26 protein-coding genes, 1 tRNA gene and 1 pseudogene are annotated in these 25,618 nt (G+C 59.2%); 14 read left to right on the forward strand and 14 right to left on the reverse strand.

The genetic code is table 11. The annotated features are described in order from the left end of the window. Nucleotides 1-180 precede the first annotated feature (180 nt). Both ACK6D9_RS12550 and ACK6D9_RS12555 read right to left on the reverse strand, forming a co-directional pair. The gene (locus ACK6D9_RS12550) at nt 181-564 is read right to left on the reverse strand and encodes a helix-turn-helix transcriptional regulator (RefSeq protein ID WP_322989470.1); all 384 of its coding nucleotides are present in this window, start codon (nt 562-564) and stop codon (nt 181-183) included. Nucleotides 565-777: 213 nt separating this feature from the next. Then, a complete protein-coding gene (locus ACK6D9_RS12555) occupies nt 778-936 on the reverse strand; it encodes a hypothetical protein (RefSeq protein WP_412048769.1) in 159 nt (52 codons plus the stop codon). A 427-nt stretch (nt 937-1,363) separates the two neighbouring features. Here ACK6D9_RS12555 and ACK6D9_RS12560 point away from each other — a divergent pair, with 427 nt between their 5' ends. Then, the gene (locus tag ACK6D9_RS12560; protein WP_412048770.1) at nt 1,364-1,759 is read left to right on the forward strand and encodes a hypothetical protein; all 396 of its coding nucleotides are present in this window, start codon (nt 1,364-1,366) and stop codon (nt 1,757-1,759) included. A 64-nt stretch (nt 1,760-1,823) separates the two neighbouring features. Next, complete coding sequence (locus ACK6D9_RS12565) at nt 1,824-2,003, forward strand: hypothetical protein (RefSeq protein ID WP_412048771.1); 180 nt, start codon at nt 1,824-1,826, stop codon at nt 2,001-2,003. A 134-nt stretch (nt 2,004-2,137) separates the two neighbouring features. Here the strand turns inward: ACK6D9_RS12565 and lipB are convergent, their stop codons facing one another. Further along, nucleotides 2,138-2,863: a lipoyl(octanoyl) transferase LipB gene (gene lipB / locus ACK6D9_RS12570; protein WP_412048772.1), complete on the reverse strand. Its 726-nt coding sequence runs from the start codon at nt 2,861-2,863 to the stop codon at nt 2,138-2,140. A 228-nt stretch (nt 2,864-3,091) separates the two neighbouring features. Between lipB and ACK6D9_RS12575 the strand changes: the two genes are divergently transcribed. After that, nucleotides 3,092-3,178 (forward strand) — tRNA-Leu (locus tag ACK6D9_RS12575). 229 nt (nt 3,179-3,407) lie between these two features. Here the strand turns inward: ACK6D9_RS12575 and ACK6D9_RS12580 are convergent. From ACK6D9_RS12580 to ACK6D9_RS12590, 3 genes are read right to left on the reverse strand one after another with little or no spacing between them, the layout of a single operon-like run. Then, nucleotides 3,408-4,595, reverse strand: coding sequence for a Gfo/Idh/MocA family protein (locus ACK6D9_RS12580; RefSeq protein WP_412048773.1), 1,188 nt, complete (start codon nt 4,593-4,595; stop codon nt 3,408-3,410). Between the two features lie 14 nt (nt 4,596-4,609). After that, a complete protein-coding gene (locus ACK6D9_RS12585; RefSeq protein ID WP_412048774.1) occupies nt 4,610-5,665 on the reverse strand; it encodes a sugar phosphate isomerase/epimerase family protein in 1,056 nt (351 codons plus the stop codon). A gap of 28 nt (nt 5,666-5,693) precedes the next feature. Further along, on the reverse strand, nt 5,694-6,539 hold the full coding sequence (locus ACK6D9_RS12590; protein ID WP_412048775.1) for a sugar phosphate isomerase/epimerase family protein: 846 nt from the start codon (nt 6,537-6,539) through the stop codon (nt 5,694-5,696). 245 nt (nt 6,540-6,784) lie between these two features. Here ACK6D9_RS12590 and ACK6D9_RS12595 point away from each other — a divergent pair, with 245 nt between their 5' ends. The 4 genes from ACK6D9_RS12595 (at nt 6,785) to ACK6D9_RS12610 (ending at nt 10,612) form a co-directional block, all read left to right on the forward strand. Then, a complete protein-coding gene (locus ACK6D9_RS12595) occupies nt 6,785-7,672 on the forward strand; it encodes a sugar phosphate isomerase/epimerase (protein ID WP_322988431.1) in 888 nt (295 codons plus the stop codon). 61 nt (nt 7,673-7,733) lie between these two features. Next, entirely contained in the window at nt 7,734-8,903 is a 1,170-nt protein-coding gene (locus ACK6D9_RS12600; RefSeq protein ID WP_322988430.1) for a mandelate racemase/muconate lactonizing enzyme family protein, read from the forward strand. Next, a complete protein-coding gene (locus tag ACK6D9_RS12605) occupies nt 8,900-9,631 on the forward strand; it encodes a FadR/GntR family transcriptional regulator (RefSeq protein WP_322988429.1) in 732 nt (243 codons plus the stop codon). Before ACK6D9_RS12600 ends, ACK6D9_RS12605 begins: the two co-directional genes overlap by 4 nt. A 6-nt stretch (nt 9,632-9,637) precedes the next feature. After that, nucleotides 9,638-10,612 carry an NAD(P)-dependent oxidoreductase gene (locus tag ACK6D9_RS12610; RefSeq protein WP_412048776.1) on the forward strand — a complete coding sequence of 325 codons (975 nt, stop codon included), beginning with the start codon at nt 9,638-9,640 and terminating at the stop codon, nt 10,610-10,612. Between the two features lie 241 nt (nt 10,613-10,853). Here ACK6D9_RS12610 and ACK6D9_RS12615 read toward each other — a convergent pair whose 3' ends face one another. The 7 genes and pseudogenes from ACK6D9_RS12615 to ACK6D9_RS12645 form a co-directional block, all read right to left on the reverse strand. Further along, complete coding sequence (locus tag ACK6D9_RS12615; RefSeq protein WP_322988427.1) at nt 10,854-11,924, reverse strand: ABC transporter ATP-binding protein; 1,071 nt, start codon at nt 11,922-11,924, stop codon at nt 10,854-10,856. Continuing rightward, nucleotides 11,924-13,012 carry an ABC transporter ATP-binding protein gene (locus ACK6D9_RS12620; protein ID WP_412048777.1) on the reverse strand — a complete coding sequence of 363 codons (1,089 nt, stop codon included), beginning with the start codon at nt 13,010-13,012 and terminating at the stop codon, nt 11,924-11,926. The genes ACK6D9_RS12615 and ACK6D9_RS12620 overlap by 1 nt, the downstream gene beginning before the upstream one ends. 83 nt (nt 13,013-13,095) lie before the next feature. Next, a pseudogene (locus ACK6D9_RS12625) lies at nt 13,096-13,284 on the reverse strand (hypothetical protein); the annotation flags it as partial. Continuing rightward, complete coding sequence (locus ACK6D9_RS12630; protein ID WP_267652525.1) at nt 13,281-14,243, reverse strand: carbohydrate ABC transporter permease; 963 nt, start codon at nt 14,241-14,243, stop codon at nt 13,281-13,283. The pseudogene ACK6D9_RS12625 and the gene ACK6D9_RS12630, both read right to left, overlap by 4 nt. Before the next feature lies 1 nt (nt 14,244). Further along, nucleotides 14,245-15,135 carry a carbohydrate ABC transporter permease gene (locus ACK6D9_RS12635; RefSeq protein ID WP_412048778.1) on the reverse strand — a complete coding sequence of 297 codons (891 nt, stop codon included), beginning with the start codon at nt 15,133-15,135 and terminating at the stop codon, nt 14,245-14,247. 96 nt (nt 15,136-15,231) lie between these two features. Then, complete coding sequence (locus ACK6D9_RS12640) at nt 15,232-16,542, reverse strand: ABC transporter substrate-binding protein (protein WP_267652523.1); 1,311 nt, start codon at nt 16,540-16,542, stop codon at nt 15,232-15,234. Between the two features lie 340 nt (nt 16,543-16,882). Next, nucleotides 16,883-17,536, reverse strand: a complete 654-nt coding sequence (locus tag ACK6D9_RS12645; protein ID WP_322988425.1) for a TetR/AcrR family transcriptional regulator — start codon at nt 17,534-17,536, stop codon at nt 16,883-16,885. 105 nt (nt 17,537-17,641) lie between these two features. Between ACK6D9_RS12645 and ACK6D9_RS12650 the strand changes: the two genes are divergently transcribed. From ACK6D9_RS12650 to ACK6D9_RS12665, 4 genes are read left to right on the forward strand one after another with little or no spacing between them, the layout of a single operon-like run. Then, nucleotides 17,642-18,832 carry a Tm-1-like ATP-binding domain-containing protein gene (locus ACK6D9_RS12650; protein ID WP_412048779.1) on the forward strand — a complete coding sequence of 397 codons (1,191 nt, stop codon included), beginning with the start codon at nt 17,642-17,644 and terminating at the stop codon, nt 18,830-18,832. A gap of 10 nt (nt 18,833-18,842) precedes the next feature. Continuing rightward, nucleotides 18,843-19,691 (forward strand): phosphoenolpyruvate hydrolase family protein, encoded by an 849-nt coding sequence (locus tag ACK6D9_RS12655; RefSeq protein WP_322988423.1) that lies wholly within the window; start codon nt 18,843-18,845, stop codon nt 19,689-19,691. Beyond that, entirely contained in the window at nt 19,688-20,101 is a 414-nt protein-coding gene (locus tag ACK6D9_RS12660) for a cupin domain-containing protein (protein WP_412048780.1), read from the forward strand. The genes ACK6D9_RS12655 and ACK6D9_RS12660 overlap by 4 nt, the downstream gene beginning before the upstream one ends. 15 nt (nt 20,102-20,116) lie before the next feature. Further along, the gene (locus tag ACK6D9_RS12665; RefSeq protein ID WP_412048781.1) at nt 20,117-21,316 is read left to right on the forward strand and encodes a M24 family metallopeptidase; all 1,200 of its coding nucleotides are present in this window, start codon (nt 20,117-20,119) and stop codon (nt 21,314-21,316) included. 47 nt (nt 21,317-21,363) lie between these two features. On the opposite strand, the gene ACK6D9_RS12670 is transcribed toward ACK6D9_RS12665, so the two are convergent. Continuing rightward, the gene (locus tag ACK6D9_RS12670) at nt 21,364-21,651 is read right to left on the reverse strand and encodes a hypothetical protein (RefSeq protein WP_322988420.1); all 288 of its coding nucleotides are present in this window, start codon (nt 21,649-21,651) and stop codon (nt 21,364-21,366) included. Between the two features lie 411 nt (nt 21,652-22,062). Between ACK6D9_RS12670 and mgtE the strand changes: the two genes are divergently transcribed. The 3 genes from mgtE to ACK6D9_RS12685 all read left to right on the forward strand — a co-directional run bounded on the left by mgtE (nt 22,063) and on the right by ACK6D9_RS12685 (nt 25,373). Then, nucleotides 22,063-23,502 carry a magnesium transporter gene (gene mgtE, locus ACK6D9_RS12675; protein WP_412048782.1) on the forward strand — a complete coding sequence of 480 codons (1,440 nt, stop codon included), beginning with the start codon at nt 22,063-22,065 and terminating at the stop codon, nt 23,500-23,502. 89 nt (nt 23,503-23,591) lie between these two features. Then, nucleotides 23,592-23,978 (forward strand): MerR family DNA-binding transcriptional regulator, encoded by a 387-nt coding sequence (locus ACK6D9_RS12680; protein ID WP_322988419.1) that lies wholly within the window; start codon nt 23,592-23,594, stop codon nt 23,976-23,978. A 447-nt stretch (nt 23,979-24,425) separates the two neighbouring features. Next, nucleotides 24,426-25,373 (forward strand): aminotransferase class IV, encoded by a 948-nt coding sequence (locus ACK6D9_RS12685; protein WP_412048783.1) that lies wholly within the window; start codon nt 24,426-24,428, stop codon nt 25,371-25,373. The last annotated feature ends 245 nt before the right edge of the window (nt 25,374-25,618 follow it).

Raw genomic sequence — 25,618 nt, forward strand, 5'->3', positions numbered from 1 at the left:
CGGTACTCCTGAAAGCTGGTCATGTGTTGACACGGGAAAGTGCCAGAGCGGCGCGCTTGGCTCAACCCCGGTTCATGCTTGTGAAAGGAATTTGTAGGGTTCTGTTTGAAACAGGCGGCTGGCTGCCACCTGCGGACGGCCGCGCCGCGCCGGAACCAAGGTCCGACGCGACAGGCGCGATCAGTCGTGTGCAGCCCGGGTCAGCGTTACCAGTCGACCCTCGAGTGTTTCTATACCGGCAGTCACCTGCGCGGCAAGTTCTCTGAGCCGGTTGATTTCTCCGGTCATCTCGTCGACCGCGATCGACATGTTCTGCGATTGCGGTGCATCACCCGTGCCGCTGATCAGCCAGGCCGGTGAAATTCCCAGAACGCCTGCCAGCGTCATCACCTTGTTCGCGCGCGGCTCCGAGCGGTCGGTTTCCCATTCGGCCAGCGTGTCGGTTGTGACGCCGAGGCGCGATGCGGTTTCTTCCAGCGTCAGACCGGCGAGATCGCGTGCACGGGTAATACGTCCGCCAAGCGTGTCGTCGTCGTCATAGATTTCCGCTGTCATTACATTCATCGATTTCTTCCCTTCGAATACGGACTTGCCGAATCGTTCGCGCTCGCGCTTTGGCGTCGCAGACAATTCGATGATGCCTATGCATGAACCATGGCGTGCGTATGAACCCGCTTCGGCGCGACATGCATTGGCGTGTCAGTCGTGATAACCCATCGCCAGCAGGATTTGCGGCGCGCCCCTTACGTTTGTATCACTGTGCAGTGAAGGCCGGATCTACTCAATCGGGGTCAGGGTATTTGTTCCGGCGCTGGCAGTATCGGCGATTGTCCACACGCCGTCCAGTGTTTCGTCCAGCATTAAATGATAAACCACCAGTCCGACCGCCCCGTTTTCGAACGCACAGGCGCTAGCAAAGGCATTCTGATTGACCATGCAGATGCCATTTGACTATGCGCCGGCGCCTTGCACGGTATGGCCGGGTGCGGCACTGGCGACACCAATCTGGGCGGCTCCGGAACGGCCGCTCCATCCAGATTGGTGCCTTCCACCCGATGGCTGCCGCCGATTATTGCGCCGGTGCAGAACCAGGCATCCCAAGCATCATGGCCATGCCGATCAGCCCCGATTTCATTATGTGAAATATTACCATCGAAACGGTGGCCGAAGGCAATGCTGCGCCGGTGGCCTCAAAATTGCTCTGCCCAGGCCTGTTCTTTTGCAAGCATCATGTTGCCGTGATTTCAGGACGCTGGCGTTCTTTCCTGGCGGCAACACCGCGTTAACCGTAACCCTTGGTGTTTTTGAAACCGATCGGTGCCAGAGTGTTTTTCACATTTCATGATGAAATGGGGAGCAAGAAATGAGTGAATTACGCCTTTCTTACCCAGCATGCAGGCTGGCCGAAAATACCGAATTTACCCCGCAAGATGTCCAGTTGATCCAGCACAGTGTGTTTGCCAAGGGGCTGGAAGGCTCCGATGCCGTGGCAACGTTGCTGGCGCTTGAGCATTGCCGGGCCGAAAAATGCGTGGAGTGGGACGAGTATTTTATTCGCACACTGGCCGATTACCTCGTCAATCACATGGCTCCCGCAGGCTCCATGACCAGGGCCAAGGCTGACTGGCTGCGCCGGGTGCTCTCGCGCGGCGGCCTGATCGCCGGCCGCAACGAAGTCGAAGCATTGGTGCGGATCATGGAAATGACGGGTGCCCAGAGCCACTATCTGGCAGCTTTTGCGCTGAGCCAGGTCTGGTAACGCCGTGGTTGAGGGCGAGGGGCCGCTTGCCAGCCGCCGCAAGGGTTTGTGGGCGGTATTGGGCATGGAGCAGCTGACTTACATCAATCGCGTGCTTGCTGCGCTGGGATCGGCGCAGCCGTTCTCTGTGGATGATGCGGAAGCACTGTTCGATCCCGCCCTTGACCTGGCGCCTGATGGCCGGAAATCAGCCTGGTGCGAGTTCATTGCCCGTGTAACCGGTCCCGGTGCAGCAGTCGCCTGACCCATATTGCACGCAATAGGCATGGCGGGACGCCGTTCGCCACCACCTTGTTATGAATGGAGCTTGCCTGACTTCCGCTTCGAAGTTGCGGTGGTGAACATGCAATTTGCGACTTGCGAAATCTGACCGGCGGTTCAGGCTGCGTGGTCAATAACGGTCGGTCCGAAAATGGTCTCGAACGCGGCGCGCAAGCGGATATCGGCCTCGTGCATCGGCACCGGCAGGCCCAGATCAACCAGGCTCGTCACCCCATGTTCATGCACGCCGCAGGGCACGATGCCTGAGAAGTGCTCGAGATCCGGGTCCACATTCAGCGCCAGTCCGTGAAAACTGACCCACTTGCGCAGACGGATGCCGATCGCCGCGATCTTGTCTTCGGCCATGCTGCCATCGCCAAGCCGTGGTTTGTCGGGGCGCCGCACCCAGACCCCAACCCGGTCTTCGCGCCGTTCGCCGGTTACGTTCATGCTTGCCAGCGTGGAAATGATGACGGCTTCCATGGCCGAGACGAAAGCGCGTACATCCTGCCGCCGACGCTTGAGATCCAACATTACGTAAGCCACCCGCTGGCCTGGGCCGTGATAGGTGAATTCGCCACCGCGTCCGGTCTCGAACACCTCAAACCGGTCAGGTGCCACCAGATCTTCCGGTTTGGCGCTGGTGCCGGCGGTGTAAAGCGGTGGGTGCTCGACCAGCCAGACCAGCTCGTCGGCAGCGCCTGAGGCGATCTTGGCCGCCTCGGTCTCCATCAGTTCGACAGCTTGCGGGTAGGGGGTCAGCCCCTCGGATACACGCCATCGTACGGCAGGGCTGCCAGCATGGGCGAAAAACCGGGTTTCCAATGTGTCGCGTTGGGTCATGCTGCCTGTCTAAAGAGAATCAGCCGCGAAGCAAACCACTTTGATGAGGTGATCTGCGCGGGCCGTGTTTCAGCCCTGGCGCCAGCCGCGCAAGCACTTGTCGCGGCTTTTAAAATCCGCTGCGGCAGATGCTTGCCCGCTACAGTCATTTTTGTCAGGAATGCGCTTGTGCAGCGCATATCCATTTGCTACATGCAGCGCGCCGGACAGGTTTCGGCTCTACCACGTGCGGTCGTGGCGGAATTGGTAGACGCGCAGCGTTGAGGTCGCTGTGGGGTTAAACCCGTGGAAGTTCGAGTCTTCTCGACCGCACCATAAAACACCCGCTTCGGCGGGTTTTTTTATGCCTGTATTTTGATCATTGCTCAGGGGGTTGGCTATTCGGGAAGTCATGTCCGAGCCCCCCGCTGCGTGCGGATCCGGTGACGTGATTCGCCAGGCAACGTGCGTCGCCGCGCAATGCGGGTACTGAAGGTTTGCCGTTGCCCACGCGCTGATGCGCGCAAAGTCGGCCGCACGAGACACCCCGCGCGGCCGTTATAGGTTAGCGACGCATGTAGTTGCCGAATTTGACCCAGGCGCTGTCGCGGCGTGATGATTCCACGCACGCGGTGACGAACGCAACGCCCGCCAGTCCCTCTTCGATGCCCGGAAACATCACCCCATCGGGCAGGGGCTTGCCGTCGCGGTGCGCGATGATGGCTTGAGCTGCCTCGCCGTAGATATTGGCAAAGCCTTCCAGGTAGCCTTCCGGATGTCCGCCGGGAATGCGGCTTAAACGCTGGCTGGCCTCCGTGGCGCCGGCGCCATTGCGGGTCAGCAGCCGTTTCGGCTCACCCAGCGGCGCATGCCAGAGATAATTTGGGTCTTCCTGCGCCCATTCCAGCCCGCCCTTGTCGCCATAAATCCGCAGCTTGAGCGCATTTTCATTGCCCGGCGCCACCTGGGAACACCAGAGCATGCCCTTGGCTCCGCCCGAAAACCGCATCATCACATGGCCGTTGTCATCAAGCTGCCGACCTTCGACGAACGAATCAAGGTCAGCGCACAGGGATTCGAGTTCCAGCCCCGAGACAAAGCTCGCCAGGTTGAAGGCGTGGGTGCCGATATCGCCGGTGGAACCGCCAATGCCCGAGCGTGCCGGATCGGTGCGCCAGCCTGCCTGTTTCTGCCCTGTGTCCTCGAGCTTTTCCGACAGCCAGTCCTGGACGTATTCGACCTGCACCAGCCGGATCGTGCCGAGCTCTCCCTTGGCGATCATGTCGCGCGCCTGCCGCATCATCGGATAGCCGGTGTAGTTGTGGGTCAGCACGAACAGCGCGCCCGACGCCTCGGCCACTTTGGCGAGTTTGCGCGCATCTGCCAGCGTCGACGTCAGTGGCTTGTCGCAGATGACGTGGATGCCGCGCTTGAGGAACTCGCGTGCCACCGGAAAGTGCATGTGGTTCGGGGTGACGATCGACACCGCCTCGATGCCGTTTTTCAGCCGCGCCTCACGCTTGGCCATTTCCACATAATCGCCATAGGCACGGTCCTCCGCCACACCGAGATCGGCGGCCGAAGCCTTTGATTTTTCTGGTGTGGAGGAAAACGCACCGGCGACCAGCTCATAGCGGTCGTCGATGCGTGAGGCGATGCGGTGCACGCCGCCGATGAACGCATCGCGTCCGCCGCCGACCATGCCCAGCCGGATGCGGCGCGATGCCGTGTTGGTGGAACCTTCGATTGCCATTGTCTTCCTCCCGCTCAGTCGATGCCGAGCATGCGCCGGTTGCCAGCTTCATCGGTGCCGCCATCGGCAAAATCGTCAAAGGCCCGCTCGGTGACCCGGATGATGTGATCAGAGACAAATTGCGCACCCTCGCGCGCACCGTCTTCGGGGTGCTTGAGGCAGCATTCCCATTCGACTACGGCCCAGCCGTCAAAATCATTGGCTGCCATTTTCGAGAAGATCGCCCCGAAATCAACCTGTCCGTCACCCAGCGACCGGAACCGGCCAGCCCGGTTTACCCAGGACTGGTAGCCGGAATAGACGCCCTGCCGTCCGGTCGGATTGAATTCCGCGTCCTTGACGTGGAACATCTTGATCCGGTCCTTGTAGATATCGATGTTGTCGATGTAGTCGAGGCACTGCAGCAGGTAATGCGACGGATCATAGAGCATGTTGCAGCGGGCATGGTTGCCGACGCGCTCGAGGAACATCTCGAAGGTGATGCCGTCATGCAAATCTTCGCTCGGATGGATTTCGTAGCAGATATCGACACCGCGTTCTTCGGCGTGGTCGAGGATCGGGCGCCAGCGCTTGGCCAACTCGTCAAAAGCGGTTTCGACAAGCCCGGTCGGCCGCTGCGGGAAGGGATAGAGGTAGGGCCATGCAAGCGCGCCAGAGAAGCTCGCCATCGCGCCGATTCCCATATTGCGGGAGGCATCGAGTGCCATCTTGACCTGCTTGACCGCCCATTCCTGACGGGCCTTCGGGTTGCCGCGCACTTCCGGCGCCGCAAAGCCGTCAAAGCCTTCGTCATAGGCCGGGTGAACGGCCACAAGCTGGCCTTGCAGGTGCGATGAAAGCTCGGTGACCTCGATCCCGTTCTCGGCCGCCACGCCCTTGAACTCGTCGCAATAGTCCTTCGATGTTGCGGCTTTCTCAAGATCGATCAGCCGCCCGTCCCAGCTTGGCACCTGTACGCCCTTGTAGCCGCAATCGGCAGCCCATTTTGTGATCGACGCCCAGGAATTGAACGGTGCTTCATCGCCGGCAAACTGCGCAAGAAAGAGGGCCGGGCCCTTGATCGTTTTCATCGATTGTCTCCTCCAGAATTCAATGTGATTAGGCTTGTTTGAGCGAAGTGGAAATGTGCCGGTATCCGTCGCGATAGACCGCCTCCGGGCTCTCGGCAAAATCTCTCCACACTTTTGTCGCGGCCGCCAGGTCAGGCAGGCCGCGACCAAAACTTTCAATCGTCAGCCATCCATCATAGCCGATCTCGGCGATTGCGGCATAGGTCTCACGCCAGGGAATGTTGCCGCGCCCGGGCACGCCGCGGTCGTTTTCGGAAATATGGATATGGGCCACGCACCCGGCGTTCCGTGTCAGCGCGCCGATCGGGTCGGCTTCCTCGATATTGGCATGAAATGTGTCGTACATCGCCCGGATGTTGGGATGATCGATCTGTTCCAGATGCGCAGCAAGCCCATCCATGGTGTTAAGCAGATAGCACTCGAACCTGTTGAGCGCTTCCAGCGCAACGGTAATCCCCAAGCCTGCCGCATGATCGCCGATCCGCCGTTGCGATTCGGTTGAACGGGTAAATTCTTCCGCACTCGGCCCTTCACCGGAAAAATGCCCGAGTGTTGAGTGCAGCGGACCGCATATCAGGGTCGCGCCGAGCGCGTGCGCGCGGTCAAGCGCTGTGCGCATGAAATCAACGCCGGCAGTGCGGGCCGCAGTATCGCCGATCAGGTTCATCGACGGGTCGCCCATGGCCGCGACGGCAGTCCGTTCCAGACCGATATCATCGAGCATCCGGGCCATGTCCTTATAGTGGTCGTTATCGCCTTCGAAAACCGGCACTTCTACACCGTCAAATCCGGTCGCCTTGATGTCGCGCAGCAGCGCTTCGTGCTCACGGCCGACATGCGTCGTCCACAAGAACATGTTCATTCCGATTTTCATGGTCTCGTCTCCACTTTTCGGCAAACTGGTAATACCAAATTAACGCCGTCATTCACGCAACCATGTTTACTTGATGCGCGCAAGGGGCAAAATAGCAGGAAAAACCGGTCAAATAGCCGATGAGTGCCGAAAACTGGTAGGCGGCGTCTTGATTAGAATTGAAATTGCGCTTAATTGGTCTAACCAGAATGAATGAAAGCAACGGGCAGCGGGACGGAGATGACCGCTGCAAAGGGAGGATGAAGATGCACCTGTCTACTCACAACTGGATGCGCGCCGAACCACTCGACGTCACGCTGCGCCGGATCAAGAAATTCGGCTATGAAAGCATCGAGATTTCGGGAGAGCCTACCCAGTACGACACCAAGGAAACCCGTGCGCTTCTCAAGGAGCACGGAATTCGGTGCTGGGGCGCGGTGACATTGACGCTCGGCGAACGCAACCTTGCAGCCAGGGACGAAGGCCAGCGCGCCCGCACCGTCGATTACGTCAAGAGCGTGCTGACCATGGTCAGCGAGCTCGAAGGCGAGGTGCTGACGCTGGTGCCGGCCACAGTCGGCAAGGTGTTGCCCGACGGGACCGAGGAAGAAGAATGGGGCTGGCTGGTCGAGGCCACCAAGGAATGCTTCGCCCATTCCCAGAAGGTCGGCGTCAGGATCGGCATCGAGCCGCTCAACCGCTTCGAGACCTATGTCACCAATCGCTGCGCCCAGGCGCTGGCGTTGGCTGACGCGGTGCATCCTGATTGCGGCGTCTGCCTGGACGCCTATCACCTCAACATGGAAGAATCCAACATCTATGACGCTATCCGTCTGGCGGGCAAGCGACTGGTCGATTTCCACGTCGCTGACAACAACCGCTTTGCGGCTGGTCTTGGTCATCTGAACTGGCCCAAGATCATCGAAACACTCAGGGAAATCGGCTATGATGGCGCACTCACCAATGAGTTTGTCGCCCCTGTCGACCGCACTCCTGCGGCAATCTACCCCGATATGGTCGAGCGTAACCCGGTCGACATCTCGCCCGAGCAGCTGAAATTCATCCAAGATCACGGATCCAGCGTGCTTACCGAGAAATTCTACTCCGACCAGATGCGCATCACAGCCGAAACGCTGTTGCCGCTGATCAAGTAACCCGAACGAGGTGTTCCTCCGGGGCGGCAGTTGCCGCCAACGGAGGACGAGGGGCCCTGCCATGAAAATCAAATCCGTCCGCGCTTGGTGGATTCAGATACCGATCGAGGAAGCACGGCAGCACACCAGCGATTTTGGGACGTTGCGCACCTTTGACGCAGCGATCCTGCGGATCGAGACCGACGACGGCGTCGTCGGTTGGGGTGAGGGCAAGAACGCGGCCGGCAGTTCCGGCAATTACGCGACCCTGGTTCGCCTCATCAACGAGGATTTCGGGCCGCGCCTGATCGGGCGCGATCCTGCCGACATCACCTTCATATGGGAAGAACTCTACAATGGCGTCCGCGCCCAAAAGGCGGCTATGGCCGGGCATGCCATGCCGGAAATGGCGCGGCGCGGGCTGACGGTTTCGGCCATCAGCGCCATCGACATCGCCTTGTGGGATATTCTCGGCAAGGCTGACGGCAAGCCGGTCTGGAAGTTGCTGGGCGGTCGCAAGGCCGACCGGATGCCTGCCTATGCGTCAGGCGGGTGGGCAAGCGCCGACAAGATCGGTGAGCAGCTTCAGTCCTATATCGACATCGGCGGCTTTCAGGCAGTCAAGATGCGGGTAGGGGCGATGGATTCCTCGCCGCATGCTTCCGCACAACGGGTCAAGGCAGCGCGTGCTGCGCTTGGGCCGGACATCGAACTGGCAGTTGATGCTCACGGCACATTCACCGTTGCCGGCGCGCGGCGATTCGCGCATCTCGTAGCCGATTGTGACCTTGCCTGGTTCGAAGAGCCGATCATTGCCGACGACAAAGCAGGCACCGCAGAGCTGCGGGCGTCGGTCAACGTGCCGATCGCCACCGGCGAGAGCGAGGCGACACGCTTTGCCTTCCGCGATCTGGCGGTCATGCGGGCTGCGGACATTTTCCAGCCCGACCCAGCCTTTTGCGGTGGCATCACCGAGGCCATGCGCATCGGCACCATCGCCTCTGCCTTCAATCTGCGCCTGGCTCCGCATCTTTGGGCCGGCGCGCCCTGCTTCTTTGCCGGTCTGCATGTCTGCGCGGCGTCTCCTGCGAGCTTCACGGTCGAGTTTTCCCTTGGCGCTAACCCGATGATACATGATATCATTGAGGACACCGTCCAGGCCCGCGACGGGATGATCGAGATACCTGAAAAGCCCGGTCTCGGTTTCACCATGAACGAAGCCATCCTGCAGAGATACGCAAGACCGACATGAACAACGCGCACAGTGATTTCCTCCCCAACCTTGTCGCCCACATCGTTACTGTGGCCAGCGCCAACAACGACAAGGCGCCCTCGGAGCGGGAACTCGCTGAACATTTCGCCGTCAGCCGCGGCCAGGTGCGCGAATCTCTGGCAATCCTTGAGGCAATGCAGCTGATTGAGCGGCGCGCCAAGTCCGGGATTTACCTCACGGTCGATGCCGCCGGCCTCAGTTCGATGGCGCTGCTGGCCCGCGCCGGCGTCCAGCTCAATCCTCGGCAGATTTTCGAAGCGGTGGAATTGCGCAAGATCCACGAGATCAAGGCGGCCGAACTTGCCGCCCAGCGTGCCACCGAGGACAATCTTGAACGGTTGCGCGACATTCTCGCGCGCTCCGAACTGCAGATCTCTGATGGGCTTGGTCTGCATCGGCTCGATGGCGAGTTTCACCTCGAGATCGTTCGCGCCACCCAGAATGAGATGTTCTACAAGATCTGTTCGAGCTTTTACGCCGCCAGCGAACAGCGCATGCCGATCTATTTTGGCAAGTCCGAACGCAACATCAAATCGCACCAGGAACATCAGCAGATCTTTGACGCGCTCTACCGTCGCGACAGCATCCTGGCGCAAGCGCTGATGAACACCCATCTGGGCCGTGCCCAGAGCTACTGGACCGAGCTTCTCGACTCCAACAACGACTGGAAAGCCTCAACGCCGGAAACTCCACCGGTCGCTGTCTGATGTCTCATGTCTGAAACCATTTTCTCTACCCACCCGCTGCACCCGGAAGTCACCGCCCAACTGCAGACGCTGGGCTCGCTGGTGATCGCCTCCGAACCGTCTCCGGCAGCAATACTGGAACAAAGCGTCGGCGCCTCGATCATCGTTGTGCGCGCACCGATCGCGTCGGAGATCTTTGCGCGGGAAAAGGGCTTGCGCGCTGCAATCCGGCACGGAGCAGGGCTCGATATGATCCCGCTTGATGCGGCCACTAATGCCGGTGTGCTGGTGGCCAACGTGCCGGGCGTCAATGCCGTTACCGTGGCCGAGCATTGCATCTGGTCATCGCTGGCGCTGCTGCGCCGCTATCCTGAAGTCAGCGCCGATCTGCGCGCAGATGGCTGGGCGACGGCGCGGGCGCATTCCGATCATGGACGTGAACTGAGCGGTCGTACCATCGCCATCGTCGGCATGGGCAATGTCGGCAACGCCTTGTTCCGCATCGCCCATGGCGGGTTCAGCATGAAGGTGCTTGCCGTCACCAGCCGGCCGGAATCGTTGCCGGATGGAGCCCAGGCCGCAAGCTTGGATGAAGCGCTTGCAAACAGCGATGTGGTGGTTCTCGCGTGTCCGCTCAACGGGAACACACGCGGCATGATTGGCGCCGAGCAACTTGCACTGATGCGGCCCGGAGCAATCCTGGTCAATGTTTCCCGCGGCCCGGTTGTCCAGCAACAGGAACTTATCAAGGCGCTCCAGGCCGGTTCGATCGGCGGCGCCGTGCTCGATGTTTTTGATCAGCAGCCGCTACCCTCCGATCACCCCTATCTTGCCATGCGCAATGTCATCCTCACCCCGCACATGGCGGGCATCACCGAGGAAAGCATGCTGCGCATGGGGCAGGGCGTGGTCTGGGAAACAACCCGTATCCTGGCGGGAAAACAGCCGCGCAATTTTTGCAATCCGTCGGCGTGGAATACCTATCTCAGCCGCTTCGGCTGAACGGTTTTCCGCGCATGCCGGGCAGACTCACGGTAGCCGATCAGTTTCGTAAAAATCAATAGATACAAGATGTTATGACGTGGTTTATCGGTTCGACGAGAACTACAGCGACGAGCTCCAGTTCTCATCGCAGCTGATTTGGTTTGGCCAACGAGATCAAAAGCATGGGGCGCCAGCTTCATTTCAGATGCTGGCGCCCCGGATTCTTTAGATATGCTTCAAATAGGCGTGGCCAGCATTCTCAATCGAGGCCCAGATTGCGCCCGGTTTGCTGATCGAAGAACAGCACCTTTTCCGGCTTCCAGCTGAACTTGACGGTCTGGTCGATCTGCACCTTGACCTGCGCCGAGACGGTGGCGTGCAGATGCGTGCCGTTGATATCAAGCGTGAGGATCTTGATCACGCCGTGGTTCTCGACATCGAACACTTTGCCTGTTGCCGGCCCGTTTTCATCCAGCACCACATCTTCCGGCCGGATGCCAAAGCTAACCTTGCCGCCCTCGGGCCCATGCGGCGAGGTGACAGGCAGGGTGAACTTGCCGGCGTCCAGCACCGCGTTGCCAGCTTGCAGAGTGCCGTCCAGCAGGTTCATCGGCGGAGTGCCGACCGAGCGTGCGACAAAGGTGTTGCACGGCTTGCTGTAGATCTCCGTCGGCGTACCGACCTGCACCAGCTTGCCATGGTTGAGCACGCCGACCTTGTCGCCCATCGACATCGCCTCGACCTGGTCGTGGGTGACGAACACGAAGGTGGCGCCCAGATCACTGTGCAGCTTCTTCAACTCCACCCGCAGCACGTCGCGCAGATTCGCATCAAGCGCCGACAGCGGTTCGTCCATCAGGAAAACGCGCGGTTCGCGCACGATGGCCCGGCCGATCGAGACGCGCTGCATTTCACCGCCCGACAGCCGTTCGACCTTGCGGTCCAGCAACCGGGTGATCTGCAGTGTTTCGGCGACGCGGTCGACGCGTTCCTTGATCTGCTCAGGGGTAAAGTTCTGGGTGCGGGATTTCAGCGGAAACTCGAGATTGCCCCGTACCGTCAGCCGCGGATAGAGCGAATATTGCTGCAGCACCAATGCCACATCGCGTTCGGCCGCGTTCCATGCGGTGGCGTCCTGGCCATCGATCAGAACCTTGCCGGCGTCGGGCTTTTCGAGCCCGGCGATTATCCGTAGCGTTGTGGTCTTGCCGGCGCCGGTCTGACCCAGCAACACGAAGAACTCACCGTCCTTGATTTCCAGATCAAGCCCGCGCAGGGCGGTGTTGGGGCCGAATTTCTTGGAGATGCCCTGGAGTGTGATATTGGCCATCAGTTAGCCCCCCGCAGGTTGAGCCCGGTGGCCGTGTCAAAGAAATGTGCTTGTGAAGGATCGAGACCAACCCAGACCCGCTGGCCTTCGCCTGAGACGAAGCCGCTGGCGGTACGGGCGCGCAGCGACGTGCCGCCAAGCTGCACATCCACAATATCGTGGCTGCCCAGCGGTTCGATGTTGGTTGTCACCACTTCCACATAGCCTTCGGTTTTTTCGTGCTTGAGCAGCACCGCTTCAGGTCGAATGCCCAGCGACAATTCGGAATTGACGTTGCGCAGGTTGCTCAGCGCCGTTTCGGGAAATTCGAACCCCATCTCGACGCCATTCAACGCCACCCGGTTGGCGTCAATCCGCACTGGCGTGACGTTCATCACGGGTGAGCCCACGAATTTTGCCACGAACAGGTTTTGCGGGTGCAGGTAGACTTCGTCCGGCGGGCCCACCTGTTGCAGCACGCCGTCATGCAGGATGACGATGCGGTCAGCCAGGCTCATCGCCTCGATCTGGTCGTGGGTGACATAGACTGAGGTCGACCCGCGAGCGATGTGCAGGCGCTTTATCTCTGCGCGCATCTGTTCGCGCAGCTTGGAGTCGAGCACGCCCAGCGGTTCGTCCATCAGCAGCGCCTGTGGCCGGCGCACCAGCGCCCTGCCAATTGCCACCCGTTGCATGTCGCCACCAGACAGCGCCGACGGCTTGCGGTCGAGGTGTTCGGCGATCTGCAGCGTTTCGGCTACTTCCTTGACCGCCTTGTCACGCTCGGCGGCATTCATTCGCACGGCGCGCAGCGGGAACGCGATGTTTTCGCGCACCGTCATGTGCGGATACAGCGAAAACGACTGGAACACGAAGGCAATGTCGCGGTCGGCCGCCTTGCGGTCCTGCACTTCCTTGCCGTCGATCAGGATTTGCCCGGAGGTAACCGTCTCCAGTCCTGCAATGGCGCGCAGTGCGGTGGTCTTGCCGCCGCCGGATTGGCCCAGCATGACGACGAATTCGCCGTCTTCGATGGTCAGGTTCAAGTTCTTGAGCACCTGGTGGGCGCCGAAGAATTTTTGCACGTTGCGGATATCAATCTGGGCCATCAGACGGTCCCCGTTGTCTTGGAACCGGCGCCGGAGGCCTGGTCATTGATCTCCAGGACATCGAGCGACTCGTCGAGAAAGTCTTCTTCGGCTTCCGGGTCGGGAGCGATTTTCGAAGTAATCATGAAACTGACAAGTCCGATCAGCGTCAGCGTGACGCCATATTGATGCAGGAACAGGCTCCAGGGCTGACACAGCGAGATGATGCCGAAGATCATCAGGCCCTGCGCCGCGGGGGCAAGAATGCGCTGGTTGGTGCTGCGAAAACTCATTTGCGGATCGCTCCGAAGGACATGCCGCGCAGCAAGTGGTTGCGCAGAAGGAAGGTGAAGATGGCCACCGGGATCAGGAACAGCAATGTACCTGAGGCGATCACGGTCCAGTCCGGCAGACCGCTGCCCACCTGTGAGGGGATGTAGGGCGGCGCGGTCTGGGCATTGCGGTTGGTCATGATCAACGCGAACGCATATTCGTTCCAGGCGGTAATGAAGCAGAACACCGCAGTGGCTGCCATACCGGTCAGCGCTTCGGGAAGCACCACCTTGAAGAACGCCTGCATCCGCGTGTAGCCATCGACCAGTGCCGCTTCTTCATATTCGCGCGGAATTTCGTCGATGAAGCCCTTCATGATCCACACCGCAAAACTCAGGTTGAAGGCGGTATAGAGAATGATCAGTCCCAAATGCGTGTCGTTGAGGCCGACGACGCGGTACATCAGGAACATCGGGATGGCGACCACCACCGGTGGCAGCATTCGGGTCGAGAGGATGAAGAAAAGCCAGTCATCCTCGCCTTTTACCTTGAAGCGGCTGAACCCGTAGGCCGTCAACGTGCCCATCGATACCGCGAGCACGGTGGATATGATCGAGATGATCAGCGAATTCTTGAAGCGGTCGCCATAGCCTGACGACTTGACCTCACCGGTCTTGCCGTTGCGCACCACCTTCTCGCCGCCATCGAACACCATCTGTTCCCACCAGGGGGCTGCGGCGTATTCTTCGGGAGTAGGCTGGTCGCGCAGTTGCGAGCGCTTGGTAAACAGCTTGACGAATGGCGATACCGTCGGCTCGAAAATCACCGTGGGCGGGATCGTCGTGGCGAGGTTTCGTGGTTTGAACGATGTCGAGGCGATCCAGTAGATCGGCGCGAGCATCACAGCCAGGGCGACGAACACGGCGATAATCGCGACCCGGTTCGTCCATTTTTCACTGGGGGTGCGGACTCCGGCCATCTTAGCGCGCCTTCACTTTGTTGAGGTATTTCACATAGATATTGGTAATCGCCACGACCATGATCAGCACGATGTAGGCGAGCGCCGATGACATTCCTGTCTGCCATTCCTGGAACGCCATCTTGTACAGACGGATGGCGATCAGTTCGGTTGTCGGTTGCGACGACAGCACATAGGCCAGATCGAAGGTCTTGAAGGCCTCCATGGTGCGGAAAATGATGGCAATCATCAGAATCGGCGCGACCAGCGGCAGGGTGATGCGGAAGAAGGTGTAGGTGCCAGATGCACGGTCGATCTCGGCAGCCTCGTAAAGATGCTTCGGCACGGCCGACAGACCGGCCAGCGAGAGCAGCATCACGAACGGCGCCCACATCCAGATATCGACAATGGCAATCGCGTAGAGCGCCATGTCGGGGTCGGCCAGCCATTCGAATTTATCGAGCCCGAAGAAGTAGTTGATGATGCCGAAATTCGGATCGTACAGCAGCTTCCAGAACAGCCCGACAACCGCCATCGAAAGCATCATCGGCAACAGCAGCAGTGTCGTTATCAGACCCTTGGCCGGAATTGAGCGATTGAGCAGCATGGCAAGGCCAAAGCCGACAATCACCTGTCCCGTCACCGAAATCAGCACATATTGAGCGGTAATCGAGAAATTCTTCCAGATGAACGGATCGCTGAGCAGGTCACGATAATTCTGCAGGCCAACGAACTGGGCCGGCGCGTTGGTCGACGCGCGGAAATCGGTGAACGAATAGGCCAGCGAGTACAACAGCGGGAAGATGTTGAAGATGATCAGAAACGCAATCGTCGGAATAATGAACAGGTTGCGGATGGTCAGGTCACTCAGACCTTTCGCGGCGGCGCGCGAATTCGGGTCCAAATTGGTCATGACTTGGGGCGCCACGGGTGAATATCCTTGCGTTTCAACAGGTTGGGAAATAGGGGGCGCCGTAGCGCCCCCAAAGTTGCAGTCTCGGCAGGGCTGTTACTTGCCGCGGCCGTACTTGGCGAAAGTGGCTTTCCAGTCGCCCGCCAGTGCATCCAGCGTGTCTTTGGCTGTACCTTCATCACCGACGATGAAGGGGTACAGGCGCTGGTTGGCCGAGGTCAGCAGTTCCGCAAATTCCGGCACTGCCCAGAAGTCCTTGACCTTGAACATGGTCTGGTAGAACGCTTCGTTGTAAGGCGTAGCCTGACGGAATTCATCGGATTTCAGCACCGCAGCACTTGCAGTGTAGCCACCCAGTTCGGCCCAACGCTTCTGGGTTTCGTCCTTGATGAACCATTCCAGGAATTTCATCGCCTCTTCCTGATTCTCGGAATACTTGACGATGGAAATGCCCTGCCCACCGAGAGCCGCGAACTGATCGCCATCCGGACCGGCCGGGTTGGCGAAGAAGCCGGTATTGGCTGCATGCGGGTTGGAAGCCTCGTTCAGCAGAGCCGGGAAGAAGGCAAAATAGTTCATCGACATGGCCACAAGGCCTTCGGTGATCGCCTGGTTGTTTTCAACGAAGAAGGTCTTGGCCCAGCCCGGAGGCGTGAAGCTGTAGAGCTTCTTGTAGTTTTCAAGCGCTGCGACTGCCTTGTCGCTGTTTACGTAGCCCTCAACTTCGTAGGTTTCGAAGTTGCCCAGATCCGCCCCGTAGGAGAAGATCGCGTTTTCCACGCCCATGACCATCGCGTCATAGGAGTTGTCGGTGTAGATGGCGATGCCGTAGCGATTTTCGTCCGGACGGTGGAAAAACTCGGCAATGTCCGTGAGTTCCTTCCAGGTCTTTGGCGGGGCCAGATCGTAGCCGTATTTTTCCTTGAAGGCCGACATTTCGGCAGGATCTTCGAACCAGTCCTTGCGATAGGACCAACCGACCGCGTCGCCCTCGGCCGGAACGGCCCAGTACTTGCCGGAGTTGCCCGGATATTCGGCGTAATATTTCACTGTGGCGGGCGCCATCACTTCGCTGAGATTGTGCTCGTTGAAGAAGTCGGTCAGGTCGACATAGTGACCGCCTTCGGAAGCGGCTCCCAGCCACTGGCTGTCGCCAACGATCATATCGTAGGCTGAACCGCGGGCGTTGAATTCGGTAAAGGCTTTCGTCTGGAAGTCGGCCCAGGGTGTGGTCTCGACGGTCACCGAAACCCCGGTTTCCGCTTCATACTCGTTGACCAGTTCCTGAAGATAGTTGGCCGGGTCCCATTCGGCCCAGAAAATAGTCAGTTCCTGAGCAAAGGCCGAGGTGCTGCTTGCCAGGGCAAGTGCAAGTCCGCCGGCAATGCCGATGAGTTTATTACGCATTATTATTCCTCCCGTTGATACACATTCTCTAAACAGTGGCCGGCAGATCCGGTGTCAGGCCCACGGCAGCGTTGCCGCAATTTCCAACCGGTGCCGGTATGCTCCAGTCCTGCGATGCTCACGGTAACCCTCCGTAGTCACCGTTGCTTCCGAAGTGGTATTACCAAAATACATATCGGTCAAGCCGTTCCCTTCACTCCCCCCTCTTGTCTCTTGCCCCGTTATCCTCAAAAAAGTGCCATAGTATATAGGCAAATCGATGTTTATCCGGCTGGCGTTGTGATATGGCCTAGCTATCATGAAAAGAGATGATGTCATTATTGGTAGGACCAGATCAAGCCTAATCGTTTGTCTTCCCTTTGGTTTGCGTCTCAGCGATGGCCGATCGAACCAGGGCGCAGGCCGCCCACTTGGCGATCTGCGCGGATTGCACCGCTTCAAGCCCGCAAATGTCTTTCAGCACCGCATAGGCCTCGATGCCGAAAATCATCGAGATGGCATGGGTGAGGCGATCGAACTGTTCCGCCTGGAGTGTTCCGCGCAGCGGCGACAGCGCCAGGTCGATCAGTTCCAGGCGGTGCCCCCGCACAAAGCGTGGTTCCTGCCCAAGCGCGCCAACCTGCGCACGCGCCCATTGGTCCAGCGACAGTCTCAGCGATGCCTTGAAGGTGGCTTCGAACTCGGCGATGCGCGGAAGCGACTTGTCGAAAAGGTCGCCAATGCGTTCCTCGGCATCGGCGGAGCCGCTCTGCCAGGTAAGGATCGGGCCCAGCGCTTCATCCACAACCGCGTGGACCAGGGCGGCCTCGCTCGGAAAATACCGGTATGCCGTCGCCCGCGAAACTTCGGCTGCTTCCGCTACCTCGCTGACCGAGGGGGTGACACCGGACTGCATCAGTCGGGTCGCGGTCTTGATCATCAACCTGCGGGTTCGGGCACGCGGGCCGCGGTCAGTGGCAGTTTCGGATTGGGTCGATTGACGTGAGACTTTCATGTCAATACGATACGTGAGTCTCAAAAAATCGCAACCGTGAAATTGCAGTGTTTGGGACAGTGGAAAACGCCCGGAGGAGGGCGCACGCACAAAGGGGAGGCAATAGTGAAGAAAATCTATGTGGTCGGTACCGCCGACACAAAGGGGCCAGAGCTCGCCTACCTGGCAGATCTGCTTGCCCGATCAGGCCTTTCGGTGCTGCGCGTCGATGTCGGGACACGTACGCCGACCATTGATGTCGACATTCCGGCTACCGAAGTCGCCGGCCATCATCCAGACGGTGCCGGTGCGGCACTTGAAGGCGATGATCGCGGCGTTGCAGTCACGGCCATGGGCGCGGCGTTCGCGCGTTTTCTCGCTAGCCGCCAGGACGTCGGTGGAATCATCGGCATTGGCGGTGGCGGTGGCACTTCGATCATCACCACCGGCATGCAGGCGCTGCCCTACGGCCTGCCGAAGATCATGGTTTCCACGCTGGCATCGGGCGATGTGTCGCCCTATGTCGATATTTCCGACATCATCATGATGCCGTCTGTCACCGATTTCGCCGGGCTCAACCAGCTAAGCCGGATGATCCTGCACAATGCGGCGCAGGCGATCGCGGGGATGGCCCGCACACCCTATCGCCCATCTGCCGGTCAGCCTTCAATTGGACTGACCATGTTCGGCGTCACCACCCCCTGCGTCATGTCAATTGTCGAGCATTTGCAGAATGAACGCGACTGCATGGTGTTCCATGCCACCGGGGTCGGTGGCCGGACGATGGAAAAACTGGTCGACGACGGCGTGTTGGCAGGTGTGCTCGACATCACCACTACCGAGGTCTGCGACATGCTCCTGGGCGGCGTGCTGCCTTCGGCGCCATCGCGCTTTGATGCCATCGCCCGCACCGGCGTTCCCTATGTCGGATCGGTTGGCGCGCTTGACATGGTCAATTTCTGGGCGCCCGACACGGTTCCCGAGGCTTTCACCGGTCGCCTGTTCCATCACCACAATCCCAATGTGACGCTGATGCGCACCAACGTCGACGAATGCCGCCGCATTGGCGACTGGATCGGCCGCAAGCTCAGCGCCTGCACCGGCCCGGTCCGCTTTCTGATTCCCGAACTGGGTGTCTCGGCGCTGGATATAGAGGGTGGCGATTTCTTCGATCCGGAAGCCGATGCGGCTCTCTTTGAAGCGCTTGAAAATGCATTCGTGGCGACCGCCGCGCGGCGCATCGAACGTCTTCCCCTTCACATCAACGATCCGGCCTTCGCCAAGGCGGCGGCCGATGCCTTCCTTTCCATCAACTGAAAGAACACCCATGCCCGCAATTGCACGCAAGGACATACTTACCCGCCTCAACGGCATGATTGCCGCAGGCGAACACATCATCGGCGGCGGCGCCGGCACTGGCCTGTCAGCCAAGGCCGAGGAAGCCGGCGGCATCGATCTCATCATCATCTACAATTCCGGCCGTTACCGGATGGCCGGCCGTGGCTCGGCTGCAGGCTTGCTCGCCTATGGCAATGCCAACGAAATCGTCAAGGAAATGGCGGTTGAAGTGCTGCCGGTGGTGGCCAACACGCCGGTACTGGCCGGCGTCAACGGCACCGATCCGTTCGTTCTGATGCCGCAATTCCTGGCCGAACTGAAGACGATGGGCTTCTCCGGGGTACAGAATTTCCCGACCGTCGGCCTGTTCGATGGCGCCATGCGCCAGAGTTTTGAAGAAACCGGCATGGGGTACGGCCTCGAAGTCGAAATGATCGCCGCCGCCCATGAGCTCGATCTGCTGACCACGCCCTATGTCTTCAATGCCGCGGAAAGCGAAGCGATGACCCGCGCCGGCGCCGACATCATCGTGGCCCATATGGGTGTCACCACCGGCGGCAGTATCGGCGCGACATCGGCCAAAAGCCTCGATGATTGCGTCAAGCAGATCGATGAGATCGCTGCTGCGGCGCGGGCGGTTCGCAACGACATCATTATCCTGTGCCATGGCGGTCCGATCTCGATGCCCGATGACGCCGCCTATGTGCTGTCGCGCTGCAACGGCTGCCACGGTTTTTACGGCGCCAGTTCTGCGGAGCGGCTGCCGGCGGAGACGGCCATCCGCGACCAGATTCGCGCTTTCAAATCACTGCCCAACAAGAAAGGAACGGGAGCATGAGCGAGACCCTTTTCATCTACCCCGAAGCCGTCGATCGTTTTGCCTTTGACTGGGGACACCTGACGGTCACCTGCGGCCCTTCGGTCAATGGCGCGGGCCGGTTTTCCGCCGGCGTCGTGCATGTGCCGCCAGGCCAGGGCCATACCCGCCACAATCATCCCGGCTCCGAGGAAATCATCTATGTGCTGAAAGGCAGCGGCGAACAGATGGTCGAGGACACCGAAGGCAATCCGGTCACCGAGCAGGTTCGCGCCGGCTGCACCATCTTCGTGCCGGAAGGCCGCTTTCACTCGACCCTGAACACGGGCAAGGTGCCGATGAAGCTGTTCGTGGTCTACAGCCCCGCGGGTCCGGAGGAATTGCTGCGCGATCTTCCCGACTTCCGTCTCGTCACTCCACCCCACGCCTGATTGAGGGAGGCTCCCATGAAGCATGACATCCAGCCCTTGCACGCCGCATCGGTCAATGATCTGCCCTATACGTTCAAACAGCTTGACACTGCGATGGAGGCAGCCGGCCTTGACGCGCTGGTCGCCACCTCCAAGCACAATGTCCGCTATTTGCTTGGCGGCTATCAGTTCCTGTTTTTCGCGGCGATGGATGCAATCGGCCAGAGCCGCTATCTGCCCGCCTTTGTCTATCTGCGCGGTGAGGGAGACAAGACTGCCTATTTCGCCAACAAGATGGAAGCCCAGGAGCACCAGGTGGCCCCGTTCTGGGTGCCGGAATTCCGCCCCGATCACTGGGGGTCGGTCGATGTCATGCAGGCCGCAGCCGACTATCTGCAGAAATGTGGCGTCGCCAGCGGGCGGATCGGCTTTGAATCCGCCTTCATGCCCAAGGACGGTTATGACGCGCTCGCCACGGCACTGCCGCAGGCAACGATAGTCGACGCCAGCATGGTTCTCACCCGGTTGCGGATGATCAAGTCGAAGCCGGAACTGGATCTGCTGCGTGAGGCCACGGCGCGAATCAGCCAATCCATGCAGGCGACCATTCTTGCCGCCGGCGAAGGCAGTTCCAAACACGAGATCATCGAGCAGCTGCGCCAGGAGGAAACCAAGCGCGGAATGGCGTTCGAATATTGCCTGCTCACGCTGGGAGACAGCCATAACCGGGCGGGCTCGGACCAGACCTGGAATAAGGGCGAGGTGTTGTCGATCGATTCGGGTGGTAATCTTCACGGCTATATCGGCGACATTTGCCGGATGGGCGTGCTTGGCGAGCCCGATTCCGAACTGGTCGATCTTCTGGCCGAGGTCGAAGCCGTGCAGCAGGCAGCTTTTGCGAAGATCGCACCGGGAAAAACCGGCGCCGAGATGATTGCAGCCGGCGAAGCCGAGCTCAGGCGGGGACCAAATGCGGCGCACAATGATTTCTTTGCCCATGGCATGGGGTTGATCAGCCACGAGGCGCCGTTCCTGATGACCAACCATCCGGTTGCCTACGAGGGTAGCGATGCCGACATGCCGTTCCAGCCGGGCCTGGTGTTGTCGGTGGAAACCACGATGCACCACCCGAACCGCGGCTTCATCAAGCTCGAGGATACCGTCATCGTCACCGAGGACGGGTATGAATTGTTTGGCGCCGACAACCGGGACTGGATTGTAAGGTCTGCTGATTGAGGCGTTTTCGCCTTCTCAAGATGCGCGGGGCCTGTCAGCCGGGCGCATCAGGCTGCCTGTTCTGAGCGGATCGGGATTTTGCTTCCCGCCAGCCGGCGCAGCTGCAGCCAGGCGTCATCCAGATCGCCGGCTTGATCGAGCAGGTCATAATTGCCCGGCGCTGTCGACAGTTCAGCGTAGAGTTGCGCCGAGAGCTGGCACAAATTGTTGAGGCAGGCATAAATCAGCTGCTTTTGGCGGAGTGACACATTCGGCGCTTCAATTGCACGAATGATCTGCGGTTGCTTCTCTGCATAGAAGTTTTGCAGTTTTTCCAGTCGAAGGGCAGGGGGCATCTATGCAATCCTGATTGGAGTTGTAAGTTGGAACTCAAATCACGCTTTTGCACTACAGAACTGACTTGAAATTAGTATTCAAATTCGCCGATTCGGTGGGAATTGTCTATTAGTGGTTTTTTAGGGCATATCGGTCCTTACAATGAGACAGACGGAATTGCCTCTATGCTTGGGATCGGCAATCCGGCTGAGCGCGATTGGGGTGGTCGTCCAGGCAGGCACGGGCGGGGCGGATTCGCCCGCAAGGGTTGCGATACGCGCCCGATTTGATTGCCCGGGAACCGGGTATTCGCACCTGCCAGGCCAGCTCTGCTCCACCCCGCAGTGCAGCAAAGAAATTCTGCCTCGCAATAGCCACATCCGCACCAATCCGGTACACCGTGGCGGTTGACTGTTCTTACCCCGCGAGCCATGGCCATGACCGACCCAGCCGACCGCGAAGATGAAACCATGATGCCGCCGCCCGCCTCGGAATCCGTTGATCATGACGAGATTTACGGCGAGGACGGTTCGATCCGTCAGGATTACCTGGCCAGGGTCGGCGCGGCGATTGCCGACCGGGATGTTCTGTTCCTGCGTGAACACGTCACGCGCCTGCACGAATCCGAACTGGGTGATCTGCTCGAGGCCATCAATGCACCGCAGCGCCAGGCGCTGGTGGAGTTGCTCGGCGACGATTTCGACTTCGCCTCGCTGACTGAAGTCGACGAAGCCATTCGCCTGGAAATCATTGAATCTTTGCCCAACGCCCGGATCGCCGAAGCGCTGGGTGATCTTGATTCCGATGACGCGGTCTACATTCTCGAGGATCTCGACGAGGAGGATCAGCTCGAGATTCTGGCGGCGCTTCCGTTTACCGAACGGGTCCGGCTGCGTCGCTCGCTCGATTATCCCGAAGACACTGCCGGTCGGCGCATGCAGACCGAGTTTGTCGCGGTGCCGCCGTTCTGGACCGTCGGTCAGACCATCGACTACATGCGCGACGAGGAAAATCTGCCCGACAGCTTTAGCCAGATTTTCGTGATCGATCCGACCTTCAAGCTGCTCGGCGCCGTCGATCTCGACCGCATCCTGCGCACCAAGCGTCAGACCCGCATCGAAGATGTGATGGATGAAACGCGCTATCGCATCGATGCGGAGATGGACCAGGAAGAGGCAGCGCAGCTGTTTGAACAGTATGACCTGCTGTCCGCCGCCGTGGTCGACGAGAACGAACGGCTCGTCGGCGTGCTGACCATCGATGACGTGGTCGACGTCATTCACGAGGAAGCCGACGAGGACATCAAGCGCCTGGGTGGTGTTGGCGACGAAGAGCTTTCCGACAACATCCTGTCGACCGTGCGCTCGCGTTTCAGCTGGCTGCTGATCAACCTTGCCACCGCCATCCTCGCCTCCGCGGTGATCAGCATGTTCGACGCCACCATCGAGCAGATGGTGGCGCTCGCGGTGCTGATGCCGATTGTCGCCTCGATGGGCGGCAATGCCGGCACCCAGACCATGACCGTGACCGTGCGCGCGCTCGCCACCCGCGATATCGACATCTACAATGCCGGCCGCATCATCCGTCGTGAAGCGGCGGTCGGCCTGATCAACGGTCTGTTGTTTGCCGCCATCATCGGCGTGGTCGCCGGGCTCTGGTTTGCCAGCCCCGGCCTTGGCGGCATCATTGCCGCGGCCATGGTGGTCAACATGCTGGCAGCAGCTCTCGCCGGCATCCTTCTGCCTCTGCTGCTCGACAAGGTTGGCGCCGATCCGGCAATCTCGTCGGCCGTGTTTGTGACCACCGTTACCGACGTGGTCGGGTTCTTCGCGTTCCTCGGCCTTGCCGGCTGGTGGTTGTCATTCGCCTGATTTCCGGTGGCCTTGCAGTAGTCAAAAAGCGGATTTTGACTTATACGTAAGCGTAAGAGGCCCCGACACATTTTCAGGAATGATCCATTTTGGATAAGTATTTCACCATAACCGAATTGACTCGCGAGTTCGGAATCTCCACCCGGACATTGCGGTTCTACGAGGACGAGGGGCTCATTCAGCCCGAGCGCCGCGGTCGCACACGCTTGTTTCGGCCCGCCGACCGGCGCATGATCCAGGAGATCCTGCGCGGACGCCGTATCGGTTTCAGCATCGCCGAAATCCGCGAAATCATCCAAGTCTATCGCGATCCGCCGGGCGAGGCGGGGCAGTTGCGTCTGCTGATGCGCAAGATCGAGGAAAAACGCGAAGATCTGCGCCAGAAGCGCAAGGACATCGAGGACACGCTGGTCGAACTCGACAACATCGAGGAATCCTGCCTCAACCGCCTCGCCGAAATCGGCGTCAATACCTGACGCTTGCGGTTACGCTGGGTCGATTGAGGTGCTGTGCGTTCTGATAAGCGCGCATTACGGCTTCATGCCCCTGATTTGATGCTAGTTTTCAGCCGTTCAAAGAAATCAGTTTGAGTAACAGCGTGAATGGTGCGCCATATCCGCCATTTCATGAAAGCCGGTTGGTCCCAATGCGAACCTTCACGATATCCGGAGTGACAACATCTCCTGGTGTGTTTGGGCGGAGAATGTGAACTTCGATGTGTGGGGAATGTATAACGGAAACGGGGCCGTACCTGTCAGGCATCTTATTGGAACGAAGTCGGGAAAGCAGACGTTCCGCGTTGATAGGCGCGGCGTCACTTACGGCCGTGAGCGGACCTTGGTGCTCACTGCAGCGAAAGGCAGCAGTGAGCACTTGGAAGACATTCGTTTTGGACCTATTGATCAACAAAACGGAGCCAGATAATGCACAAATTTCCAGAACTATCCGAACGTCATTCTGACCCGACAACCTTTCCTCCTGGCGTCGCTTTCATGGACGGTCAATATCTGCCGATTAGTGAAGCGAAAATATCCGTACTGGACAACGGCTTGCTCCACTCCGATGCGACATATGACGTAGTACATGTATGGAAAGGTGCATTTTTTAGACTCGATGACCATCTTAATCGCTTTTTTGGGGGTGTCGAAAAGCTGCACATGTCGATCCCTTACAATTCGGCGCAGATTGCTGAAATTTTGCACAACTGCGTGGCGTTGTCTGGATTGCAGAACGCTTATGTTGAATTCATCTGCACACGCGGAACGTCGCCGACATTTAGTCGCGACCCTCGCAATTCCGTAAATCGTTTCATTGCATTTGCGATCCCATTTGGATCGGTCGCCAATCCCGGACAGATGGAACGAGGGTTGCACGCATCTATTACGGATATTGTGCGTATTTCACCGCAGTCGGTCGATCCTACTGTGAAGAACTATCATTGGCTGGACTTGGTGATGGGGCTTTATCTGGCCTATGATCGAGGCGCAGAGACCGCCATTCTTGTCGATAACAATGGCAACATTGCCGAGGGACCGGGCTTCAATGTTTTCACCGTTAAGGATGGAGCCATTTCTACACCCGACCATGGGGTGTTGATGGGAATAACCCGTCAAACGGTTATTGAAATATGCGCTGCCATGAAGATCAGTTGCGTAAAACGCGCAATTTCCCCGGACGAACTAAGGACGGCAGACGAGGTTTTTATCACATCAACGGCAGGCGGAGTCATGCCCGTCACCAAGATTGACGAAACACCGATCGGCTCAGGACTTGTTGGCTCCCTCACCACACAGATCACCAAGAGTTATTGGCAAATGCATGAGCAAGGAGAAAGTCGAACCGCCATTCGCTATCCGGCAAATGCAAGTTAACGAGGAGCGAAGGGTAACTTTTTCCACACACCTGACCTTGGTGCGATCAGCAGCGAAGCGCCGCTTTCCGCCCAGTCAAGACCTTGGTGCTGAGTGCCGCGAATGGCTGCTTACGGGAGTTGAGTCCAAGATCGCGGACGACAGGAATGAGGGCGCAAAACAGTCATTAAACTAGCTACAGCACCAAGATCGGCTAAGGCCGGAAAGCGCCTACGCAAGGCCGATCCCTCGCACCCACCCGCGTC

Source organism: Hoeflea sp. Naph1 (assembly GCF_046837775.1).
Classification (GTDB): domain Bacteria; phylum Pseudomonadota; class Alphaproteobacteria; order Rhizobiales; family Rhizobiaceae; genus Hoeflea.

Coding starts and splice junctions, on each gene's coding strand:
- ACK6D9_RS12615 (WP_322988427.1), bottom strand. CDS start 11,924: ATGGCCAATATCACACTCCAGGGCATCTCCAAGAAATTCGGCCCCAAC.
- ACK6D9_RS12590 (WP_412048775.1), bottom strand. CDS start 6,539: ATGAAAATCGGAATGAACATGTTCTTGTGGACGACGCATGTCGGCCGT.
- ACK6D9_RS12685 (WP_412048783.1), top strand. CDS start 24,426: ATGCACAAATTTCCAGAACTATCCGAACGTCATTCTGACCCGACAACC.
- ACK6D9_RS12670 (WP_322988420.1), bottom strand. CDS start 21,651: ATGCCCCCTGCCCTTCGACTGGAAAAACTGCAAAACTTCTATGCAGAG.
- ACK6D9_RS12565 (WP_412048771.1), top strand. CDS start 1,824: ATGGAGCAGCTGACTTACATCAATCGCGTGCTTGCTGCGCTGGGATCG.
- ACK6D9_RS12595 (WP_322988431.1), top strand. CDS start 6,785: ATGCACCTGTCTACTCACAACTGGATGCGCGCCGAACCACTCGACGTC.
- ACK6D9_RS12665 (WP_412048781.1), top strand. CDS start 20,117: ATGAAGCATGACATCCAGCCCTTGCACGCCGCATCGGTCAATGATCTG.
- ACK6D9_RS12580 (WP_412048773.1), bottom strand. CDS start 4,595: ATGGCAATCGAAGGTTCCACCAACACGGCATCGCGCCGCATCCGGCTG.
- ACK6D9_RS12550 (WP_322989470.1), bottom strand. CDS start 564: ATGAATGTAATGACAGCGGAAATCTATGACGACGACGACACGCTTGGC.
- lipB (WP_412048772.1), bottom strand. CDS start 2,863: ATGACCCAACGCGACACATTGGAAACCCGGTTTTTCGCCCATGCTGGC.
- ACK6D9_RS12610 (WP_412048776.1), top strand. CDS start 9,638: ATGTCTGAAACCATTTTCTCTACCCACCCGCTGCACCCGGAAGTCACC.
- ACK6D9_RS12600 (WP_322988430.1), top strand. CDS start 7,734: ATGAAAATCAAATCCGTCCGCGCTTGGTGGATTCAGATACCGATCGAG.
- ACK6D9_RS12560 (WP_412048770.1), top strand. CDS start 1,364: ATGAGTGAATTACGCCTTTCTTACCCAGCATGCAGGCTGGCCGAAAAT.
- ACK6D9_RS12605 (WP_322988429.1), top strand. CDS start 8,900: ATGAACAACGCGCACAGTGATTTCCTCCCCAACCTTGTCGCCCACATC.
- ACK6D9_RS12555 (WP_412048769.1), bottom strand. CDS start 936: ATGGTCAATCAGAATGCCTTTGCTAGCGCCTGTGCGTTCGAAAACGGG.
- ACK6D9_RS12645 (WP_322988425.1), bottom strand. CDS start 17,536: ATGAAAGTCTCACGTCAATCGACCCAATCCGAAACTGCCACTGACCGC.
- mgtE (WP_412048782.1), top strand. CDS start 22,063: ATGGCCATGACCGACCCAGCCGACCGCGAAGATGAAACCATGATGCCG.
- ACK6D9_RS12640 (WP_267652523.1), bottom strand. CDS start 16,542: ATGCGTAATAAACTCATCGGCATTGCCGGCGGACTTGCACTTGCCCTG.
- ACK6D9_RS12635 (WP_412048778.1), bottom strand. CDS start 15,135: ATGACCAATTTGGACCCGAATTCGCGCGCCGCCGCGAAAGGTCTGAGT.
- ACK6D9_RS12660 (WP_412048780.1), top strand. CDS start 19,688: ATGAGCGAGACCCTTTTCATCTACCCCGAAGCCGTCGATCGTTTTGCC.
- ACK6D9_RS12585 (WP_412048774.1), bottom strand. CDS start 5,665: ATGAAAACGATCAAGGGCCCGGCCCTCTTTCTTGCGCAGTTTGCCGGC.
- ACK6D9_RS12620 (WP_412048777.1), bottom strand. CDS start 13,012: ATGGCCCAGATTGATATCCGCAACGTGCAAAAATTCTTCGGCGCCCAC.
- ACK6D9_RS12655 (WP_322988423.1), top strand. CDS start 18,843: ATGCCCGCAATTGCACGCAAGGACATACTTACCCGCCTCAACGGCATG.
- ACK6D9_RS12630 (WP_267652525.1), bottom strand. CDS start 14,243: ATGGCCGGAGTCCGCACCCCCAGTGAAAAATGGACGAACCGGGTCGCG.